A 15838-nucleotide genomic window follows, 5' to 3' on the forward strand; every position below is an offset into this window, starting at 1 on the left:
GTTCTATGCGACGCAGAGGCTCCGGGTCTTGCCTGGAACGGTCCTGTTTTGCCCGATCCTGCTCCAGGTAATCGTGCGGTTACGCGAATGCACGATGAGCGACGTTGAGCCGTCGCCCGGCCCCGCGGGCGAAGCTTGGCGTCTTTAACCCATTAGAAACCATAGAAAATGCTCTGAAAATTTTAATGAAACTGCTTGGTCCTCTGCGCGTCGGTCTATTGGAGGGCCCGTCTGATGACAGAACGCCAGTTGAAAGAGCAGGAGTTCCTGATCGCGCGTTACCGCCATTTGGAGCGCGAAGTGACCGACCCGCTTGCCGCGCATCTGCTTCACAGCATCATCGAGGAGCTCGAGGCCGAGCTGCGCAAGGAAAGACCGGATTGGCACGGGCACGATCATTAACTGTTTCTTGGCGTTAAATGATGCCAATGGTCCGCGTGGGAATATCAGGAGAGACTGCTCCCATGCTGAAGGACGGCACCTACGCGGCGTGGTACAGGACGCCACTGGACCAGGGTACCGGGATCGTTCACGTCGCAGACGGCCAGATTTGGGGCCGTGACAGCCTGATGACGTATCACGGCTCCTGCACGATCGAAGGCGAGCGCTTCACCGCGACCGTATCGACGAAGCGTCATACCGATGGGCGTTCGACGGTCTTCGGCGTCGAAGATGATCTCACGCTGGACATCGAGGGACGCTGCCCCGGCAAGATCGCGAGCTACACCGCGACGGCACAACAGGTGCCGGGAATGATCCTCCATGGCACGCTCATTCTGGCGGAACAGCAGCCGCCCGCACGCGAAACAGCCGAGCAGGTGCCGGCGTTCAATCCCGACAAGCTGCGAAAATTGCCGAAGCGCTCGCGCTGAGCGGGAAGCAAGCGCGTCGGCCGGCCCGCATCCATATGTCGCGCCAAGGTCGCCGGATTCTGCATCCGGCTTTCGCCAAAGCTTGCTTTTCAAACGGCCCGCGACTCGCCATTGTGCGTCCGCAACAAACCGGAAGCGGAGAAGCATCCATGACGGACAAGGTCTCGCGTCGCCAGCTTGCGAAGATCGCGGGGCTGTCCGCAGCCGGGATGACTGGCGCGCTCCATGCAGCCGAAGCCAAGCCGGCTCGGTCGAGGCGCGGTGGAAGCGGCTTTCCGGCGGGCTTTGTCTGGGGCACGGCGACCTCGTCCTATCAGGTGGAAGGTGCAGTCAACGAGGACGGGCGCGGGCCCTCGATCTGGGACAAGTTCGTTCGCATCCCCGGCAAGATCGAGGACGGCACCAATGGTGATCGCGCCAATGAGCACTATCACCGCTACAAGGAGGACATTGCGCTCATCAAGGAGCTCGGCTGCAGGGCCTATCGCTTCTCGGTGGCCTGGCCTCGGCTGTTTCCGGACGGCGACGGCAAGCCCAACCCGAAGGGGCTCGACTTCTACAATCGTCTCGTCGACGAGCTCCTGAAGAACGGCATCGAGCCGTGGCTGACGCTCTATCATTGGGACCTGCCCCAATCGCTCGAGGACCGTTTTGGCGGCTGGCGTTCGACGGAAACCTGCAAGATCTTTGGCGATTACGCGGCCTATGTCGCCGAGCGTCTGACCGACCGGGTCAAGAACGTGTTCACGCTGAACGAGAGCGGCCGCTTCGTCTATTTCGGTTACGGCATCGGCATCGACGCGCCGGGCCTGACGCTGCCGCAAGCCGATGTCAACCAGATCAGGCACAACAGCGCGCTGGCGCACGGGCTCGCGGTGCAGGCGGTGCGGGCTCACGGCCGCCGCGGCACCAGGGTGGGGCCGGCCGAGAACGTCGATGCCTGCGCGCCCGCGATCGACACGCCGGAGAACGTTCGCGCCGCGGAGATCGCGCTGCGCGAGATGAATGCCGGCTATCTCAACGTCATCATGACGGGGCGCTATACCGACGCGTTCCTGAAATTCGCCGGGCCCAACGCGCCGAAATTCACCGATGCGGAGCTCAAGATCATCTCCTCGCCGGTCGACTTCCTCGGCCTCAACATCTACGCGCCAAACAATTACGTCGTGGCCTCCGACAAGGGCGCGGGCTTCATGCCGCTGCCGATCCCGAAATCGTTTCCGCACATGAATTCGGACTGGCTGCGCGTCGGGCCCGAGACGATCTACTGGGTGCCGAAGCTGGCGGCAAAGATCTGGAAGACGGATGCGATCTATATCAGCGAGAACGGGGCGTCCGGCGACGATGCGGTGACGCCGGACGGCAAGATCTACGACACCGATCGCATCATGTATTTGCGCAACTATCTCGCCCAGCTCGAGCGCGCCACCAGCGAGGGCGTACCGGTGCGCGGCTATTTCCTCTGGAGCCTGATGGACAATTTCGAGTGGGTGTATGGCCTCAACAAGCGTTTTGGGCTGTACCACGTCAATTTCGACACCCAGGTCCGTACGCCGAAACTCAGCGCCAGCTTCTACCGCAACGTGATCGCGAAGAACGCGGCGGGGGTGTAGCTCTTCTCGCTCTCCCCGTCCTTGTGGCAGGGCAATCGCATGTGAGGAAACGCGGCGGGAAACTCGCCTGCGGCCATCCTTCGAGACGCCGCCTCCGGCGGGCCCTCAGGATGAGGGCGGAGTGAGCAGCAGCAGTTTCAGAGGACACGGCTTTGACGAAGCCTCGTGCTGAGGAGACCGCAAAGCTCCGCCGCCCCCGGATTTTCCGCTGCGCGTAAAATCCGGCCTCTGCGCGCAAGCGGGGAGAGGCGAAGAAGGCATCCCGCATTGACTCCACTCTTCCGCTTATTCAAAACCGTCCCAACACCCATAAACGAGAGGACAACGCCAATGGCTGACGCGCTGATCATCGATGCCTGCCGAACCCCGCGAGGCATCGGCAAGGCCGGCAAGGGAGCGCTCTCGGGCATTCATCCGCAGCAGCTCGGGGCAACCGTGCTGCGCGCGCTTGCCGATCGCACCGGCATCGATACGGCAGACGTCGACGACATCGTCTGGGGCTGCAGCGCGCAGGTCGCAACGCAAAGCGGCGATCTCGGCCGCATGTCCGCACTCGATGCCGGCTACGACGTGCGTGCCAGCGCGGTGACGCTCGACCGCTTCTGCGGAAGCGGCATCACCAGCGTCAACATGGCCGCGAGCTCGATCATGGCGGGCGCCGAAGACCTCGTCATCGCCGGCGGCTGCGAGATGATGTCGATGGAGGGACGCCGCGGCGGCGGTCCGATGATGATGGACGGCGGCAATCTTCGTCTGCGCGCGCGGCACCCGCAATCGCATCAGGGCGTCTGCGCCGATGCGATCGCCACCATGGAAGGCATCACGCGAAGGGATGTCGACGCGCTCGGGCTGGAGAGCCAGAAGCGCGCCGCGCATGCGATCGCGAACGGCCACTTCGAGAAGAGCCTCGTGCCGGTCCACCGCGAAGACGGCAGCCTCGCGCTCGACCATGAGGAATATCCGCGGCCGCAGACCACGATGGAGGGCCTCAGCAGCCTGAAGCCGGCATTCCCCGCGATCGCCGACTACGCGCTCGACGACAAGGGCATGACCTATCGCGGCCTGATCCTGCAAGAATATCCTGATCTGAAGATCGACTTCGTGCATCACGCCGGCAACTCCTCCGGCGTCGTCGACGGCGCCGCCGCGATCCTTCTGGCTTCACCGGCTTACGCCAAGGCACACGGCCTGAAGCCGCGCGCCCGCGTGGTCGCGATGGCCAACATGGGGGACTCGCCGACCTTGATGCTGAACGCGCCGGTGCCGGCGACGCGCAAGGTGCTGGCGAAGGCGGGCCTCACCATCGACGACATCGACCTGTTCGAGATCAACGAGGCGTTTGCGGTGGTGGCGGAGAAATATATCCGCGATCTCAAGCTCGATCGCGCCAAGGTCAACGTGAACGGCGGCTCGATCGCGCTCGGCCATCCCATCGGCGCCACCGGCTCGATCCTGATCGGCACCGTGCTCGACGAGCTCGAACGGCGCGATCTCAAGCGTGGTCTCGTCACCATGTGCGCCGCCGGCGGCATGGCGCCCGCCATCATCATCGAGCGCGTCTAGCCGATCGCCCCTCACTTTCTCCCTGTTTTTGCGGGGCGTAAGACCGGCGACATGCGATCCGACCCTTATTTTTCAGGGTGAAACACGACCGGCCTTTCACAAAGAGGCCGGTCTTCGCTTGTCGAAAGCGGCGAATCAGTTCTAGCAAGATGTAGTGCGGGCCTTTGAAACAAGGCAAAATCCGCTGCTCAAGGCTCCTTCCGCACTGGAAGTGGCTAAAATGCAGGGTTTTTTGCCACAGCGGGGCAAAAAGCCCGTAAAATCGCGACAAAACTGTGCAGAAGGCTATAGGCCTTTGCCGGTTGGTCTAATATGCAGCCGTCACGAATCAGAGGAGACACGATGGCAACCCAAATGTCCAAATCGCAGTTGATCGAAAAGATTGCGACCGCCACAGAGCTTTCCAAGCGCGACGTCAAGAACGTCATGGAGACGCTGACCGACGTCGGCCACAAGGAGCTCAAGAAGAACGGCCTGTTCCTGGTGCCGGGCTTCGCCAAGTTCGTGGTCATCAAGAAGCCCGCCACCAAGGCGCGCAAGGGCACCAACCCGTTCACGGGTGAAGAGATGATGTTCAAGGCCAAGCCGGCCCGGAAGATCGTCCGCGCCCGCCCGGTCAAGGCCGCCAAGGACGCCGTGTCCTGAGAACGCAAAGACCCCCTTCAAGGAGGGGGCCTTTTGTTTGGGGCAGCCGCGAGGGCTTGAGACGGAGGGCTCAACCCTTGCGGCGCTTCACCCGGACCGGGACCGGCTGAAGCCGCGGCTCAGGCGCCGCAAGCGCATCGCGAACCCGGTCGATCGCGCGATCGAGCAGTTGGCGCAGCCGCTGCGTCTTTCGCGATCTCTTCGCTTTCTCCAGCAGTTTCTTCATCGCATTCACTCCGCAGCTTCGACCTTGAACTCGGTCGGCTCGAGCGCCGCGGCGATCGCCTCGTCGACGCGCTCCAGCCAGATGAATTCAAGGTTGTCCCGCGCGCTTTTCGGGATGTCGTCATAATCCCGCTTGTTGCGGGCCGGCAGCATCACCCGCTTCAATCCGGCGGCGGCCGCAGCCACCACCTTCTCCTTGATGCCGCCGACCGGCAGCACCAGGCCGCGCAGCGAGATCTCGCCGGTCATCGCGGTGTCGCTGCGCACCGTGCGATTGCTGAGCAGGGACGTCAGCGCCGTGAACATCGCGACGCCGGCGCTCGGCCCGTCCTTCGGGGTTGCGCCCGCGGGGACGTGAACGTGGATGTCGCTCTTCTCGAACAGCTGGGGATCGATGCCGAGTTGGAGGGCTCGGCTCTTCACCAGCGTCATCGCAGCCTGCACGCTCTCGCGCATGACGTCGCCGAGCTGGCCGGTCAGGATCAGAGCGCCCTTGCCGGGCACACGCGTCGCCTCGATGAACAGGATGTCGCCGCCGACCGGCGTCCAGGCAAGGCCGGTGGCCACGCCGGGAACGCTGGTGCGCAGTGCGATCTCGCCTTCGAAGCGAGGCTGGCCGAGCACGGTGGCGATGTCGTTCGGCGTGACGACGACCTTCGCGGCCGTGCCTTCGGCGACCTGCACCGCGGCATGCCGGAACACCTTGCCGATCTCGCGCTCGAGATTGCGCACGCCGGCCTCGCGGGTGTATCCTTTGACGATCAGCTTCAGCGCTTCCGGCTCGATCTCGGCCTGCTCGGCCGAGAGGCCATTGGCCTCGAGCTGCCGCCGCACCAGATAGCGCTGCGCGATCTCGAGCTTCTCGTCCTCGGTGTAGCCGGCGAGGCTGATCAGCTCCATGCGATCCAGCAGCGGACCCGGGATCTGGTCCAGCATGTTGGCGGTCGCGATGAACACCACGCGCGACAGGTCGAAGGGCACGCCCAGGTAATTGTCCCGGAACGTCCCGTTCTGCTCGGGGTCGAGCACCTCCAGCATGGCGGCGGAAGGGTCGCCCTGCACGCCACGGCCCATCTTGTCGATCTCGTCCAGCATCATGACGCAGTTCCGCGCGCCGGCCTTCTTGATGCCCTGGATGATGTTGCCGGGCAGCGCGCCGATGTAGGTGCGTCGGTGGCCGCGGATCTCGGCCTCGTCATGCACGCCACCCAGGCTGACCCGCACGAAGGGACGATTCATCGCCCGGGCGATGGAATGGCCGAGCGAAGTCTTGCCGACGCCGGGCGGGCCGACGAAGCACAGGATCGGGGCCTTGCCCTGCGGGGCGAGCTTGCGCACCGCCAGATATTCGATGATCCGGCTCTTGATCTTCTCCAGGCCGAAATGATCCGCGTCCAGGATGCGGCGCGCCTCCTTGATGTCGATCGGTTTCTCCTCGGGCAGCGCCCAGGGCAGCTCGATCAGCCAGTCGAGATAGGTGCGGACCATGCCGGCTTCGCCGGCGGCTTCCGGCATGCGCTCGTAGCGGCGCAGCTCCTTCTTGGCGTGCGCCTCCGCCTCCGGCGGCATGTTGGCCTTGGCGATCGCGGCCGTCAGCTCGGTGACCTCCGCCGCCTTGCCGTCGCCTTCGCCGAGCTGGCGCTGGATGGTCGCCATCTGCTCGCGCAGGATCGCCTCGCGCTGCCGCTCGTCGAAGCTGGCGCGGGTCTGCTGGCCGATCTCCTTGCTGATGCGCAGCACCTCCAGCCGCTCGGCCAGATGCTTCGACACCTTCTCCACGCGAAGAGCGAGATCGATGGTCTCCAGCACCTCCTGCTTGTCCTGCGGCTTGATGTCCATGAAGGAGGTCGCCAGATCCGCCAGTGCGCCGGGCGCGCTGGTGCCCTGGAAGACCGCGGCCAGCTCGGGCGGCGCCTGCGGCAGCAGCTCGATCGCCTCGATCGCCTGGCGCTGCAGGTTCAGCGCGCGCGCCTCGATCTCGGGCGAGGTCGTGGTCGGCTCGGGGATCTGCTGGATGCGCGCGGCCGGGAACGGCGTCCCCGGCAGGAAGTCGAGGATGCGCGCGCGCTGCACGCCCTGGCAGACGATGTGGTTGGTGCCGTCGGGCGCGGTGATGTAGCGCACGATGTTGGCGATGGTGGCGACCCTGTAGAGGTCGTCCGGCCCGGGCTCCTCGGTCTCGGGGCTGCGCTGCAGGACGATGCCGATCGGGCGCTGCTCGCGCAGCGCCTGCTGCGCGGCGGCGATGGACTTCGCCCGGCCGATCGTGATGGGCGCGATGGCGCCGGGAAACAGCACCATCTCGCGCACGGGGATGATGATCAGCGCGTCCTCGGGGATCTTCACGTCGTTATTGGTCTGTTCGTTGTTCATCTGTTCGTTGGCCATGATCGACCTCAGGATTTGGCAAGGCGCAGCGCGACGCAGCCGTCCATCACGAAGCGGCTGATGGCATAGCGGCCAAGGGGCAGCGCGATGCGCCGCTCGAAGCGGCCCTGCGGCAGCTCGAGCCGATGGATGCGGGCGTTGCGAAGCTCCGGCGGGAGGGTGCGCTGACCGGAGATGACGAGAACGCCGTCATGGATGACCGTCTCGACATTGTCCGGATTGACGCCGGGAAGCGCCACCAGGATCAGGAGCTCACGCTCGGTTTCGAGCACGTCGATCGGCGGCTCCCAGCAGGCTTCCTGGCGGCCGAACTGCTGGCGCAGCCGGTCGGCGCGGGTCAGCGAGTCCAGGGCTTCGGACAGCATCCAGTTGAGGGGATTTTTGGGTTGCATGATGCGGGCTCGGGGGTGGGAAAGCCTGCATATGGGGCTGGTTCCGGGGAAATCCAGAGCGGTGGCGCCGATGTGCCATATGCGCCGTCGTGCGACCAGGCAAACGAACGCCGCGGCATGGACCGCGGCGTTCCGTCATTGGCAGGGGATGCGGGTCAGGCCGCGGCCCGGTACTCTTCTTCCGCTTCGAGGTTGATCACGGAGGTGGCGAGCTCGGTCAGGGCGTGATCGGTCGCCTCTTCCTCGTCCAGCGTTTCCTGGAGCAACCGTGCTGCGTCCTGCATGCCGAGTTCCTCGGCCCAGGTGCGGAGCGTTCCGTAGCGGGAGATCTCGTAGTGCTCGACCGCCTGGGCGGCCGCGAGCAGTCCCGCATCGAGCGCCGGCGCTCCCTTGAACTCCTTCATGATCTCGGCGCCCTCGTCGGCAATACCGTTGATGGCCTCGCAGGGTTTGCCGCGCGCAGGCTTGCCCAGCATCTTGAAGATCTGATCCAGCCGCTTGACCTGGCCCTGGGTCTCACGCAGGTGCTTGTTGAAGGCGGCTGAGAGCTCTTTCGAGTGCGCTGCCTTCGCCATCTTGGGCAGGGTCTTGATGATCTTGTTCTCGGCAAAATAGATGTCCTTCAGCGTCGCCAGAAACAGGTCGCTGAGCATCTTCGGCGCCTGACGCGGTCGGCGCGCCGCGGTCTTCCTGGTCGTGCGCTTCTTCGTTCGTTTAGCCATACATCCTCCTCATGAGGTGCCACAGGAAGGCGTCGCCTTCCTCAATCCTCGGGCGATCAAAACCTTCGGAGAACGAAAGTTCCAAACTGCGACCCGCGTTCGCGGATCGCTCAGGTCGGGCGCTTGTACGGGTCTTCCTGGCGCTGCCGCTCTTCCGTCGCGCGATCGAGGCCTGCCCGCTCGCTGCCGCGCAGATGGCCGGCCTTCATCACCCCGTAAACGAGGGCTCCGCCGAGCACGAACGCGCCGATGAACCAGAGCCAAAGCATCTGGGCCGAGGCATGGCCCAGCAGCATGCCAATTCCGCTGTCGCTCATGATTGGTCTCCACCGATGTCCATTGTGGTCATGCTGAGCAAGTCGGCGGCCGAAACGTCGTTCCATGCACCTGCGGCGTCAGACCCGATCCGCCAGCGGTGGCCGCGCCGGAGGCGCCTTCGGCTCGCCGCCCCCGGGCGGTGAGGTCACCGGCTTCGGTCGAGGTCCGCAGCCATTTCGTCACGTCGCGGATCGCTTCCCGCGGCGACCGGCCGAATTTCCTCGAGCTACGGAAATATTCGAGCTGAAGATGTGCCGAAGTGCCGCTCTTGGGGATCGACTTCAGATGCCGGATATCGTCTTCGATGCCCAGACGCGACAAGGCCGACGGAGCCAGATCGCGCTGCGCGCGCCGCTGATCGTCGCCTCGATCCTGGCGGTGATCGCGCGCACCCTTGGTCGCACTGGAAGTGCCGTACTCTCGCGCGTTCTTGCATGCTGCTCGCGGTCTCCTCAGTGTGGTTCGTGATCACCGGGATTGCTGCGGCCCGGACGAGCCTGCCATTGGGCCGCGACAATCCGTAGATTCTTTCATATTTCCGTCCGTTTCGTGGTTTGGCAGGGGCGTCGCCGAGACGGAGAGGATCCGGGACTCTTTCGCTTGCGCTGCCATATTGCTTTGACGTACTTCCGGTCCAGCAAGCCCTTCGTCAGGAAATCGCAATGTCGATGAGAGCAGACGAACTCGCCAAGAGACAGGCCATTATCGACGCCTGCCGGCGCATGAACGCGCTCGGCATCAACCAGGGCACCTCGGGCAATATCAGTGTCCGGCATGTGGACGGACTCCTGGTAACCCCGACCAGCGTGCCCTATGACGCCATGTCGCCGGACCAGATCGTCTTCATGGCCATGGACGGCGCACACGCGCCCGATCAGAAACCGTCCAGCGAGTGGCGCTTCCATCGCGACATCCTGAAGTCGCGGCCCGACGTCAATGCCGTGGTGCACGCCCATCCGACCTATTGCACCATCCTGGCGATCATGGGCATGGAGATCCCGCCCGTGCACTACATGATCGCGGCCGCCGGCGGCGACAGCATCCGTTGCGCTCCCTATGCGACATTCGGAACGGTGGAGCTGTCCGATCATGCGGTGCGGGCGCTCGAGGGCAGGCTTGCCTGCCTGCTCGACCACCATGGCATGATCGCGATCGGCAAGACGCTGGACAAGGCGATGTGGCTCGCCGTCGAGGTCGAGACGCTGGCGCGGCAATATCACGGCTGCCTCCAGATCGGACGGCCGCCGCTGCTCTCCAGCGACGAGATCGAGCGGGTCCGCCAGCGCATGGCCGGCTACGGACTGGCGGAAGGGTAGGGGCGGGCAGAAGGTGTTCGTGCGGATCAGGCATCTCGTCGATCGCAAGGGGACGAACCGTACCATGGTTCGGCTGCGCGCCCTGCTGCGCAGCAACGAGTTCTACCTGATCCCGCTTGCGCTCGTGATCGGCACGCTCGCGGGCTCGGTCGTGACGTTGATGGCCCAGATTGCCCAGATCGCGCATGTGGTAATCTACGGCATTCCCATTGATGTTCACCTGTCGGCTCACGAGAGCGTCAGTCCGTGGGCGGCCCTGATCGCGCCTGCGCTCGGTGGGCTGTCGCTCGGAATCATGGAATGGTCGCGGCGGCGCATGAAGATCTCGAACGCGGTGGACCCGATCGAGGCCAATGCGCTGCGCGGCGGCAATCTGTCGATGCGCGACAGCGTGGTGGTGTCGAGCCAGACGCTGATCTCCAACGGCTGCGGCGCCTCGGTCGGCCTCGAGGCAGGTTATACCCAGATCGGCTCGGGAATCGCTTCGCTGCTCGGTAAGTTCTTCAATCTTCGCCGCAACGATCTGCGTCTGATGGTCGGTTGCGGCGCGGCGGCCGCGATCGCGGCGGCGTTCGGCGCGCCGATCACCGGCGCCTTCTACGCCTGCGAGCTGATCGTCGGCGTCTATTCGGTCGGCAGCGCCGCGCCGATCCTGGCAGCCTCGCTGGCGGGCGCCCTGACCGCGCAATGGCTGGGCGGCGCGCCCTATTCGCTGGAGATCCCGAAGGTCAGCGCCGTCGGCGTCGAGCAGTACCTGGCCCTGATCGGGCTCGCCCTCGTCACCAGCGGCGTCGGCATCGCCGTGATGCGCTCCTCGCCGATGTTCGAGCGCCTGTTCGTCTGGATGCCGGTCTGGCTGCGTCCGGTGATCGGTGGCCTCATCGTCGGCGGCTTCGCGATCATCACGCCGCAGGTGCTGGCAGCCGGCCACGGTGCCATGGTGCTCGATCTCTTTCACGAGATGACGATCGGCCTGATTGCGCTGGTCATCGCCTTGAAGGTGACGGCCTGCCTGATCTCGCTCGCCTCGGGTTTCCGCGGCGGCCTGTTCTTCGCCTCGCTGTTCGTCGGCAGCCTGATCGGAAAGTTCTTTGCCGCGGTGCTGCTCCTGATCAGCCCGAACTTCGCGATCGATCCGCTGGTCGCGATGCTGACGGGCATGGCGACGCTCGGTGTCGCCATCGTTGGCGGTCCCCTGACGATGTCGTTCCTCGTGCTCGAGATGACGCGCAATGTCGACGTCACCGCGGTGGTGCTCGCCGGCTGCATCGTCACCTCGATCTGCGTCCGCTTCATGTTCGGCCACTCCTTCTCGACCTGGCGGCTGCATCTGCGCGGCGAGACCATCCGCAGCGCCAACGACGTCGGCTGGCTGCGCAACCTCACGGTCGAACGGCTGATGCGCTCCGACGTCGGCAAGGTGCCGTCGACCACGACGATCGCCGCGGTCCGCCGGGAGTTCGCGCTGGGCTCGCGGCCGGGAATCGTGATCGTCAACAATGCGGACGAATATGTCGGGCTCGTCATGCTGCCCGACTTGTTCTCCAACGATCTCGACAGCATCGCCGACGACATCCAGGTGATCGAGCTCGCCCGCCTGATCGACATCGTGCTGATCCCGGAAATGAACGTGAAATCGGCGATGGCGGTGTTCGACGAGGCCGAGGCCGAGATGCTGGCGGTGGTCGATTCCACCGACAGCCGCAAGGTGGTCGGCTTCCTCACCGAGAGCTTCGCCCGCCGCCGCTATGTCGAGGAGATCGACAAGGCGACGAGGGGCGTGCTTGGGGCGCTCTCGTAACGGTCGGCTATCGGCCGGGTGGGGCTGCAACGAGGCAGGCCACGATCCGGCGGACGAGTGGCAGGACCATGAGCAGCGTCGGAAACGCGACGAGCCAGGACAGCGCCCAGGCGCCCGGCCAGGTCGCCAGGAACGCCGGCGTTGCGCCGAGGCTTCGCAGCGTCGATATGACCGAGACCACCGCCGTCATGAGAATGGACAGCACGAATGGCATTACGATCGGCGCATAGCGCGCCGGCAGTTTGCGAACCGCAATCATCTGACTTCTTTCGAGGAAAAGGACGCGTCGATCACGTTGAACCCTGGACAATGGCATCGATCCCGACGGCGTCGGTTGATGCGTTGGTTCACGTGAAACGCTTACGGCGACCGATAAACGGCGCGGCTGTTCATTAACCGCTCAGGTTGGATGGTTCAAGCTGGACCTGATCGTTCGGTTTATAATCGTCCAAAGCGTGGAAGATGGCCGCGATCATGAAACCATTTCAATGGTTTACGTGTTATAGACTGTTTGCTTGAGTATGTTTTGGGCGAAAACAGAGGAAGATCAAGATGAGTGATGGACCGATGATTTCCGCAGCCGGCCGCAACGCGGTCCTGGCTGCGCTTGCAGGCTTGGCACTGCTCGCTACCTCGGTGTCGCCCTCGGCTGCGGCGTCCTCCGGTCAGGCCCAGGCGGTGTCCCCAAAGCCTGCCGCGGCAGGTCAGGCCTCCGCCGACGTCACCGATTTCAGCGCAGCCCGTCGTCGCCACTACCATCGACGCGGACCGAGTGCGGCAGGCCTTGCCTTCATGGGCGCGGCGGCGGGCATCATCGGAGGGGTGATCGCCGAGCAGCGGCGCCGCGACTACTACGAGAACCGCTATTATTATGGGCCGGGTCCTTATTACGGCGGCCCCGGGTATTACGGCGGCGGTCCCTATTATGGCCCGCGGCACTATTACCAGCCATATTAGGCGGGCGTTTTCGCCCTGATCTGCGGAAGGCGGTTTCCGGATTCGTGAGGGGTGGTGCCTTGCACCGCCCCTTTTCGTTGCTTGCGGGCAGCCGTCGCCCGCGCTGTTTCGCTGGCTTGTCAATCGCCCGTCGCGAAAATATTCCACTTTACCGAAATTCGGATTTGTCGTATGTGTTGCCCATCCCGGCTCATCCATGAGGGGCGATCATGAGGTCGTCATTTTCGCGAGCCGGGCTTTGCGGTGGACGCGGCAGCGTCGTGCACGAGAGGTCGAGGCAGGGCGGATTGCTCTCCGTGAGCCCGAGACTGCGTGCAGACGAGCGGCGCTGTCAGGTTCGTCGTGCCAGCATTCCGATGGCAACGTGCACAACGCCGTCGGACCCTGTGGCGCCAACGAACCGCGCGTACGGCAAAACCGTGTGGTCCTGGCCGTCGTTGCTACGGTCAAGCTCTTGCGGAGGCGGCACTCGCGTCAACCGGCGCGGTGCCGGTGAATTTCGCAGGGTGAGGGAGGCCAGAACGAACTCGGCTCCCGGGAGAGCACGGCATAAGCCGTCCGACCATCGCGCAGGGAAGGCCGTGTGTTGGGCTTCACCTGTATGCTGCTGTGCGGTTCTTCCTGCGTGTGCCTTTCGCGCAGCGGACCGCGGGTGCCGCCGGCACCCGGCCTTCCCTGTGCCCTCTTGGCTTCATGAGGGTGGCGAGACCAAGCAAATCTCGGGCGAAAAGCGCCACGAGAATGCGAAGGCGTGTCTACCCCCACTCACTCGCTGTCATCGCCCGCGAAGGCGGGCGATCCAGTACTCCGAGACAGTTGTGGCCTGGCCGAAAGGTCACGGCGTACTGGATTCCCCGTTTTTCGCGGGGAATGACAGTGGTCGTGCCGTGTTGCCGCTCTGGGTCCCGGCTCTGCGCCGCAACGCTTTCGCGTTGCAGCTTGTCCGGGATACGAGTGAGAGCCGCGTCTTCAGAACCATCGATTCCTCATCCTCGATCCGCTCACAACCACGTGTCTTTATTCGGAAACGTTCATTCCCTATTATGCCGCAATGCAAAAGACCGCCCGCCGTCCCGGCCGCCCCCGGGAATTCGACATGGACACCGCGCTCGACCGCGCCGTGCGCGTGTTTCGCGAGCGGGGCTATCATGCCACCTCGATCGGCGATCTCACCGCGGCGATGCGGCTGGCGACCGGAAGCGTGTATAAGGCGTTTCGCGACAAGCATGCGGTGTTTCTCGCCGCCTTCGAGCGCTACACGGCGCTGCGCCAGGAGCAGACCCGCAGCGCGGCCGAGTGCGGTGCAAACGGCCGCGAGCAGATCCGCAACGTGCTGCTGTCCTATGTCGAGCACTCCCGGGGCGTCGAGGGACGGCGGGGCTGCCTCGTGGTCGGCAGCGCCGTCGAATTGTCCGCGCACGATCCGGTGGTCGCGGCCCGCGTCAGCGCGCAGCTTGCGACCAACGAAAAGTTCATCGCCGGCCTCATTCGCGGGGGGCAGGCCGACGGATCGATTTCCCGCCATGTCCCCGCCGACGACACCGCGCGGCTGATGATCTGCATCACGCAAGGGATGCGCGTCGTCGGCAAGGCGCGGTTGCCGCTCGACGGGGGGCGCCTCGTCGACGTCGCGATGAAGCTGCTCGCCTGAATTTGTTGTCATAATAGGGAATATTCATTCCCTATATCTATCCGGAGTCCCTGCGAATGACGATGAATGCCACGATTGAGACCGCGCCCGGGCCGGATGCGGTGTCGCAGCGCCTGACTTTCGTGCTCGCCGCGGCCTGTGGCATGGTCGCCGCCAACATCTACTATGCCCAGCCGCTGATCGCCCCGATCAGCGCCGCGCTCGGCCTGTCGCATGCAGCGGCGGGGCTGATCGTCACCATGACGCAGATCGGCTACGGCACCGGGCTGCTGCTCATCGTGCCGCTCGGCGATCTCGTCGAGAACCGCGCCCTGATCTGCTCGGTGATCATGCTCGGCGCCGCGGCACTGCTCGCCGCCGCGTTCGCGACCCATGCGCTGCCGTTCCTGATCGCCGCGCTGTTCATCGGCCTCGGCTCGGTCGCCGTGCAGATCATCATTCCCTATGCGGCGCATCTGGCGCCTGAAGCCATCCGCGGCCGCGTCGTCGGCAACGTCTCGACCGGCCTGATGCTCGGCATCATGCTGGCGCGTCCGGTGTCGAGCTTCGTCACCGCAGCCCTGTCGTGGCACGCGGTGTTCTTCTGCTCTGCCGCGCTGATGATCGTGCTCGCGGCCGTGCTCCGGATGACGCTGCCGAAGCGCAAGCCGGTGACGCGGATGCACTACGGCGAATTGCTGCTGTCGATGCCGCATCTGGTGCGGGCCACGCCGCTGCTGCGGCGCCGCGCGCTCTATCAGGCGAGCCTGTTCGGCGCCTTCACCCTGTTCTGGACGGTGGCGCCGCTCCAGCTCGCCGGCGAATTCGGCTTCTCCCAGCGCGGCATCGCGCTGTTCGCGCTGGCCGGTGTCGCCGGCGTGTTCGCCGCACCGATCGCCGGACGCCTCGCCGACCACGGCCATAGCCGCATCGCGACGCTGGTCGCGATGCTGCTCGCGGCCGCCGGCTTCCTCGTGACCTATGTCGGCGCGCCCGGCTCGACGCTGAACCTCGCCTGTCTGGTGCTGGCCGCGATCGCCATCGACATCGGCGTCCAGGGCAATGTCGTGCTCGGCTTCCGTGCCATCTTCGCGCTCGGGCACGAGCATCGCAGCCGCCTCAACGGCCTCTACATGGCGACGTTCTTCGCAGCCGGCGCGGCCGGCTCCGCGGTCGGAGCCTTCGCCTTCGCGCAGGGCGGCTGGGCGCTGGCATCGGCCATTGGCCTCGCGCTGCCCGTCGCGGGCCTGATCTATGCGGCGACGGAGTAGTTGCTGGAGGACGATGCGCGCGTTTTCCAAGCCTCGGACAAGAAGCCATCCGGCGCCTGATGAAGTTTTGGGCGCTCCAATTTCCATCTCGCGGTTTACCGGCGGTTGTAGTACTTTCGTCGCAA

At 64.8% G+C, this 15838-nt stretch carries 16 protein-coding genes; 10 read left to right on the top strand and 6 right to left on the bottom strand.

Annotation, left to right across the window (positions count from 1 at the left end; all coding sequences use genetic code 11):
• The first annotated feature begins 234 nt into the window (after positions 1-234).
• From ACSHT2_RS28750 to ACSHT2_RS28770, 5 genes are all read left to right on the top strand, one after another.
• Positions 235-402, top strand: a complete 168-nt coding sequence (locus ACSHT2_RS28750; protein ID WP_319335531.1) for a hypothetical protein — start codon at positions 235-237, stop codon at positions 400-402.
• A gap of 62 nt (positions 403-464) precedes the next feature.
• Positions 465-872 carry a hypothetical protein gene (locus ACSHT2_RS28755; protein ID WP_440638110.1) on the top strand — a complete coding sequence of 136 codons (408 nt, stop codon included), beginning with the start codon at positions 465-467 and terminating at the stop codon, positions 870-872.
• Positions 873-1021: 149 nt separating this feature from the next.
• On the top strand, positions 1022-2485 hold the full coding sequence (locus ACSHT2_RS28760; RefSeq protein ID WP_440638111.1) for a GH1 family beta-glucosidase: 1464 nt from the start codon (positions 1022-1024) through the stop codon (positions 2483-2485).
• A 330-nt stretch (positions 2486-2815) separates the two neighbouring features.
• Positions 2816-4048, top strand: coding sequence for an acetyl-CoA C-acetyltransferase (locus ACSHT2_RS28765; RefSeq protein WP_440638112.1), 1233 nt, complete (start codon positions 2816-2818; stop codon positions 4046-4048).
• Between the two features lie 342 nt (positions 4049-4390).
• Complete coding sequence (locus ACSHT2_RS28770; RefSeq protein ID WP_035705209.1) at positions 4391-4693, top strand: HU family DNA-binding protein; 303 nt, start codon at positions 4391-4393, stop codon at positions 4691-4693.
• Positions 4694-4763: 70 nt separating this feature from the next.
• On the opposite strand, the gene ACSHT2_RS28775 is transcribed toward ACSHT2_RS28770, so the two are convergent.
• From ACSHT2_RS28775 to ACSHT2_RS28795, 5 genes are all read right to left on the bottom strand, one after another.
• On the bottom strand, positions 4764-4919 hold the full coding sequence (locus ACSHT2_RS28775; RefSeq protein WP_162832024.1) for a hypothetical protein: 156 nt from the start codon (positions 4917-4919) through the stop codon (positions 4764-4766).
• Between the two features lie 5 nt (positions 4920-4924).
• Positions 4925-7306 (bottom strand): endopeptidase La, encoded by a 2382-nt coding sequence (gene lon, locus ACSHT2_RS28780; RefSeq protein ID WP_440638113.1) that lies wholly within the window; start codon positions 7304-7306, stop codon positions 4925-4927.
• A gap of 8 nt (positions 7307-7314) precedes the next feature.
• Positions 7315-7698 (bottom strand): Hsp20/alpha crystallin family protein, encoded by a 384-nt coding sequence (locus ACSHT2_RS28785; RefSeq protein WP_028180878.1) that lies wholly within the window; start codon positions 7696-7698, stop codon positions 7315-7317.
• 155 nt (positions 7699-7853) lie between these two features.
• Complete coding sequence (locus ACSHT2_RS28790) at positions 7854-8420, bottom strand: YciE/YciF ferroxidase family protein (RefSeq protein WP_440638115.1); 567 nt, start codon at positions 8418-8420, stop codon at positions 7854-7856.
• A gap of 110 nt (positions 8421-8530) precedes the next feature.
• Positions 8531-8737 carry a hypothetical protein gene (locus ACSHT2_RS28795; RefSeq protein ID WP_440638117.1) on the bottom strand — a complete coding sequence of 69 codons (207 nt, stop codon included), beginning with the start codon at positions 8735-8737 and terminating at the stop codon, positions 8531-8533.
• A gap of 663 nt (positions 8738-9400) precedes the next feature.
• On the opposite strand from ACSHT2_RS28795, the gene ACSHT2_RS28800 reads away from it, so the two are divergent.
• Entirely contained in the window at positions 9401-10054 is a 654-nt protein-coding gene (locus ACSHT2_RS28800; RefSeq protein WP_440638118.1) for an L-fuculose-phosphate aldolase, read from the top strand.
• Between the two features lie 13 nt (positions 10055-10067).
• Positions 10068-11855: a chloride channel protein gene (locus tag ACSHT2_RS28805; RefSeq protein ID WP_440638119.1), complete on the top strand. Its 1788-nt coding sequence runs from the start codon at positions 10068-10070 to the stop codon at positions 11853-11855.
• Positions 11856-11862: 7 nt separating this feature from the next.
• On the opposite strand, the gene ACSHT2_RS28810 is transcribed toward ACSHT2_RS28805, so the two are convergent.
• Positions 11863-12114 (bottom strand): DUF2798 domain-containing protein, encoded by a 252-nt coding sequence (locus tag ACSHT2_RS28810; RefSeq protein ID WP_008565736.1) that lies wholly within the window; start codon positions 12112-12114, stop codon positions 11863-11865.
• Between the two features lie 293 nt (positions 12115-12407).
• On the opposite strand from ACSHT2_RS28810, the gene ACSHT2_RS28815 reads away from it, so the two are divergent.
• The 3 genes from ACSHT2_RS28815 to ACSHT2_RS28825 all read left to right on the top strand — a co-directional run bounded on the left by ACSHT2_RS28815 (position 12408) and on the right by ACSHT2_RS28825 (position 15713).
• Positions 12408-12812 carry a hypothetical protein gene (locus tag ACSHT2_RS28815; RefSeq protein WP_440638121.1) on the top strand — a complete coding sequence of 135 codons (405 nt, stop codon included), beginning with the start codon at positions 12408-12410 and terminating at the stop codon, positions 12810-12812.
• Positions 12813-13908: 1096 nt separating this feature from the next.
• Positions 13909-14463: a TetR/AcrR family transcriptional regulator gene (locus ACSHT2_RS28820; RefSeq protein WP_440638123.1), complete on the top strand. Its 555-nt coding sequence runs from the start codon at positions 13909-13911 to the stop codon at positions 14461-14463.
• Positions 14464-14519: 56 nt separating this feature from the next.
• Positions 14520-15713, top strand: coding sequence for an MFS transporter (locus ACSHT2_RS28825; RefSeq protein WP_440638124.1), 1194 nt, complete (start codon positions 14520-14522; stop codon positions 15711-15713).
• The last annotated feature ends 125 nt before the right edge of the window (positions 15714-15838 follow it).

This window comes from Bradyrhizobium sp. PUT101, from assembly GCF_052043945.1.
GTDB lineage: Bacteria > Pseudomonadota > Alphaproteobacteria > Rhizobiales > Xanthobacteraceae > Bradyrhizobium.

Coding starts and splice junctions, on each gene's coding strand:
- ACSHT2_RS28750 (WP_319335531.1), top strand. CDS start 235: ATGACAGAACGCCAGTTGAAAGAGCAGGAGTTCCTGATCGCGCGTTAC.
- ACSHT2_RS28755 (WP_440638110.1), top strand. CDS start 465: ATGCTGAAGGACGGCACCTACGCGGCGTGGTACAGGACGCCACTGGAC.
- ACSHT2_RS28760 (WP_440638111.1), top strand. CDS start 1,022: ATGACGGACAAGGTCTCGCGTCGCCAGCTTGCGAAGATCGCGGGGCTG.
- ACSHT2_RS28765 (WP_440638112.1), top strand. CDS start 2,816: ATGGCTGACGCGCTGATCATCGATGCCTGCCGAACCCCGCGAGGCATC.
- ACSHT2_RS28770 (WP_035705209.1), top strand. CDS start 4,391: ATGGCAACCCAAATGTCCAAATCGCAGTTGATCGAAAAGATTGCGACC.
- ACSHT2_RS28775 (WP_162832024.1), bottom strand. CDS start 4,919: ATGAAGAAACTGCTGGAGAAAGCGAAGAGATCGCGAAAGACGCAGCGG.
- lon (WP_440638113.1), bottom strand. CDS start 7,306: ATGGCCAACGAACAGATGAACAACGAACAGACCAATAACGACGTGAAG.
- ACSHT2_RS28785 (WP_028180878.1), bottom strand. CDS start 7,698: ATGCAACCCAAAAATCCCCTCAACTGGATGCTGTCCGAAGCCCTGGAC.
- ACSHT2_RS28790 (WP_440638115.1), bottom strand. CDS start 8,420: ATGGCTAAACGAACGAAGAAGCGCACGACCAGGAAGACCGCGGCGCGC.
- ACSHT2_RS28795 (WP_440638117.1), bottom strand. CDS start 8,737: ATGAGCGACAGCGGAATTGGCATGCTGCTGGGCCATGCCTCGGCCCAG.
- ACSHT2_RS28800 (WP_440638118.1), top strand. CDS start 9,401: ATGTCGATGAGAGCAGACGAACTCGCCAAGAGACAGGCCATTATCGAC.
- ACSHT2_RS28810 (WP_008565736.1), bottom strand. CDS start 12,114: ATGATTGCGGTTCGCAAACTGCCGGCGCGCTATGCGCCGATCGTAATG.
- ACSHT2_RS28815 (WP_440638121.1), top strand. CDS start 12,408: ATGAGTGATGGACCGATGATTTCCGCAGCCGGCCGCAACGCGGTCCTG.
- ACSHT2_RS28820 (WP_440638123.1), top strand. CDS start 13,909: ATGGACACCGCGCTCGACCGCGCCGTGCGCGTGTTTCGCGAGCGGGGC.
- ACSHT2_RS28825 (WP_440638124.1), top strand. CDS start 14,520: ATGACGATGAATGCCACGATTGAGACCGCGCCCGGGCCGGATGCGGTG.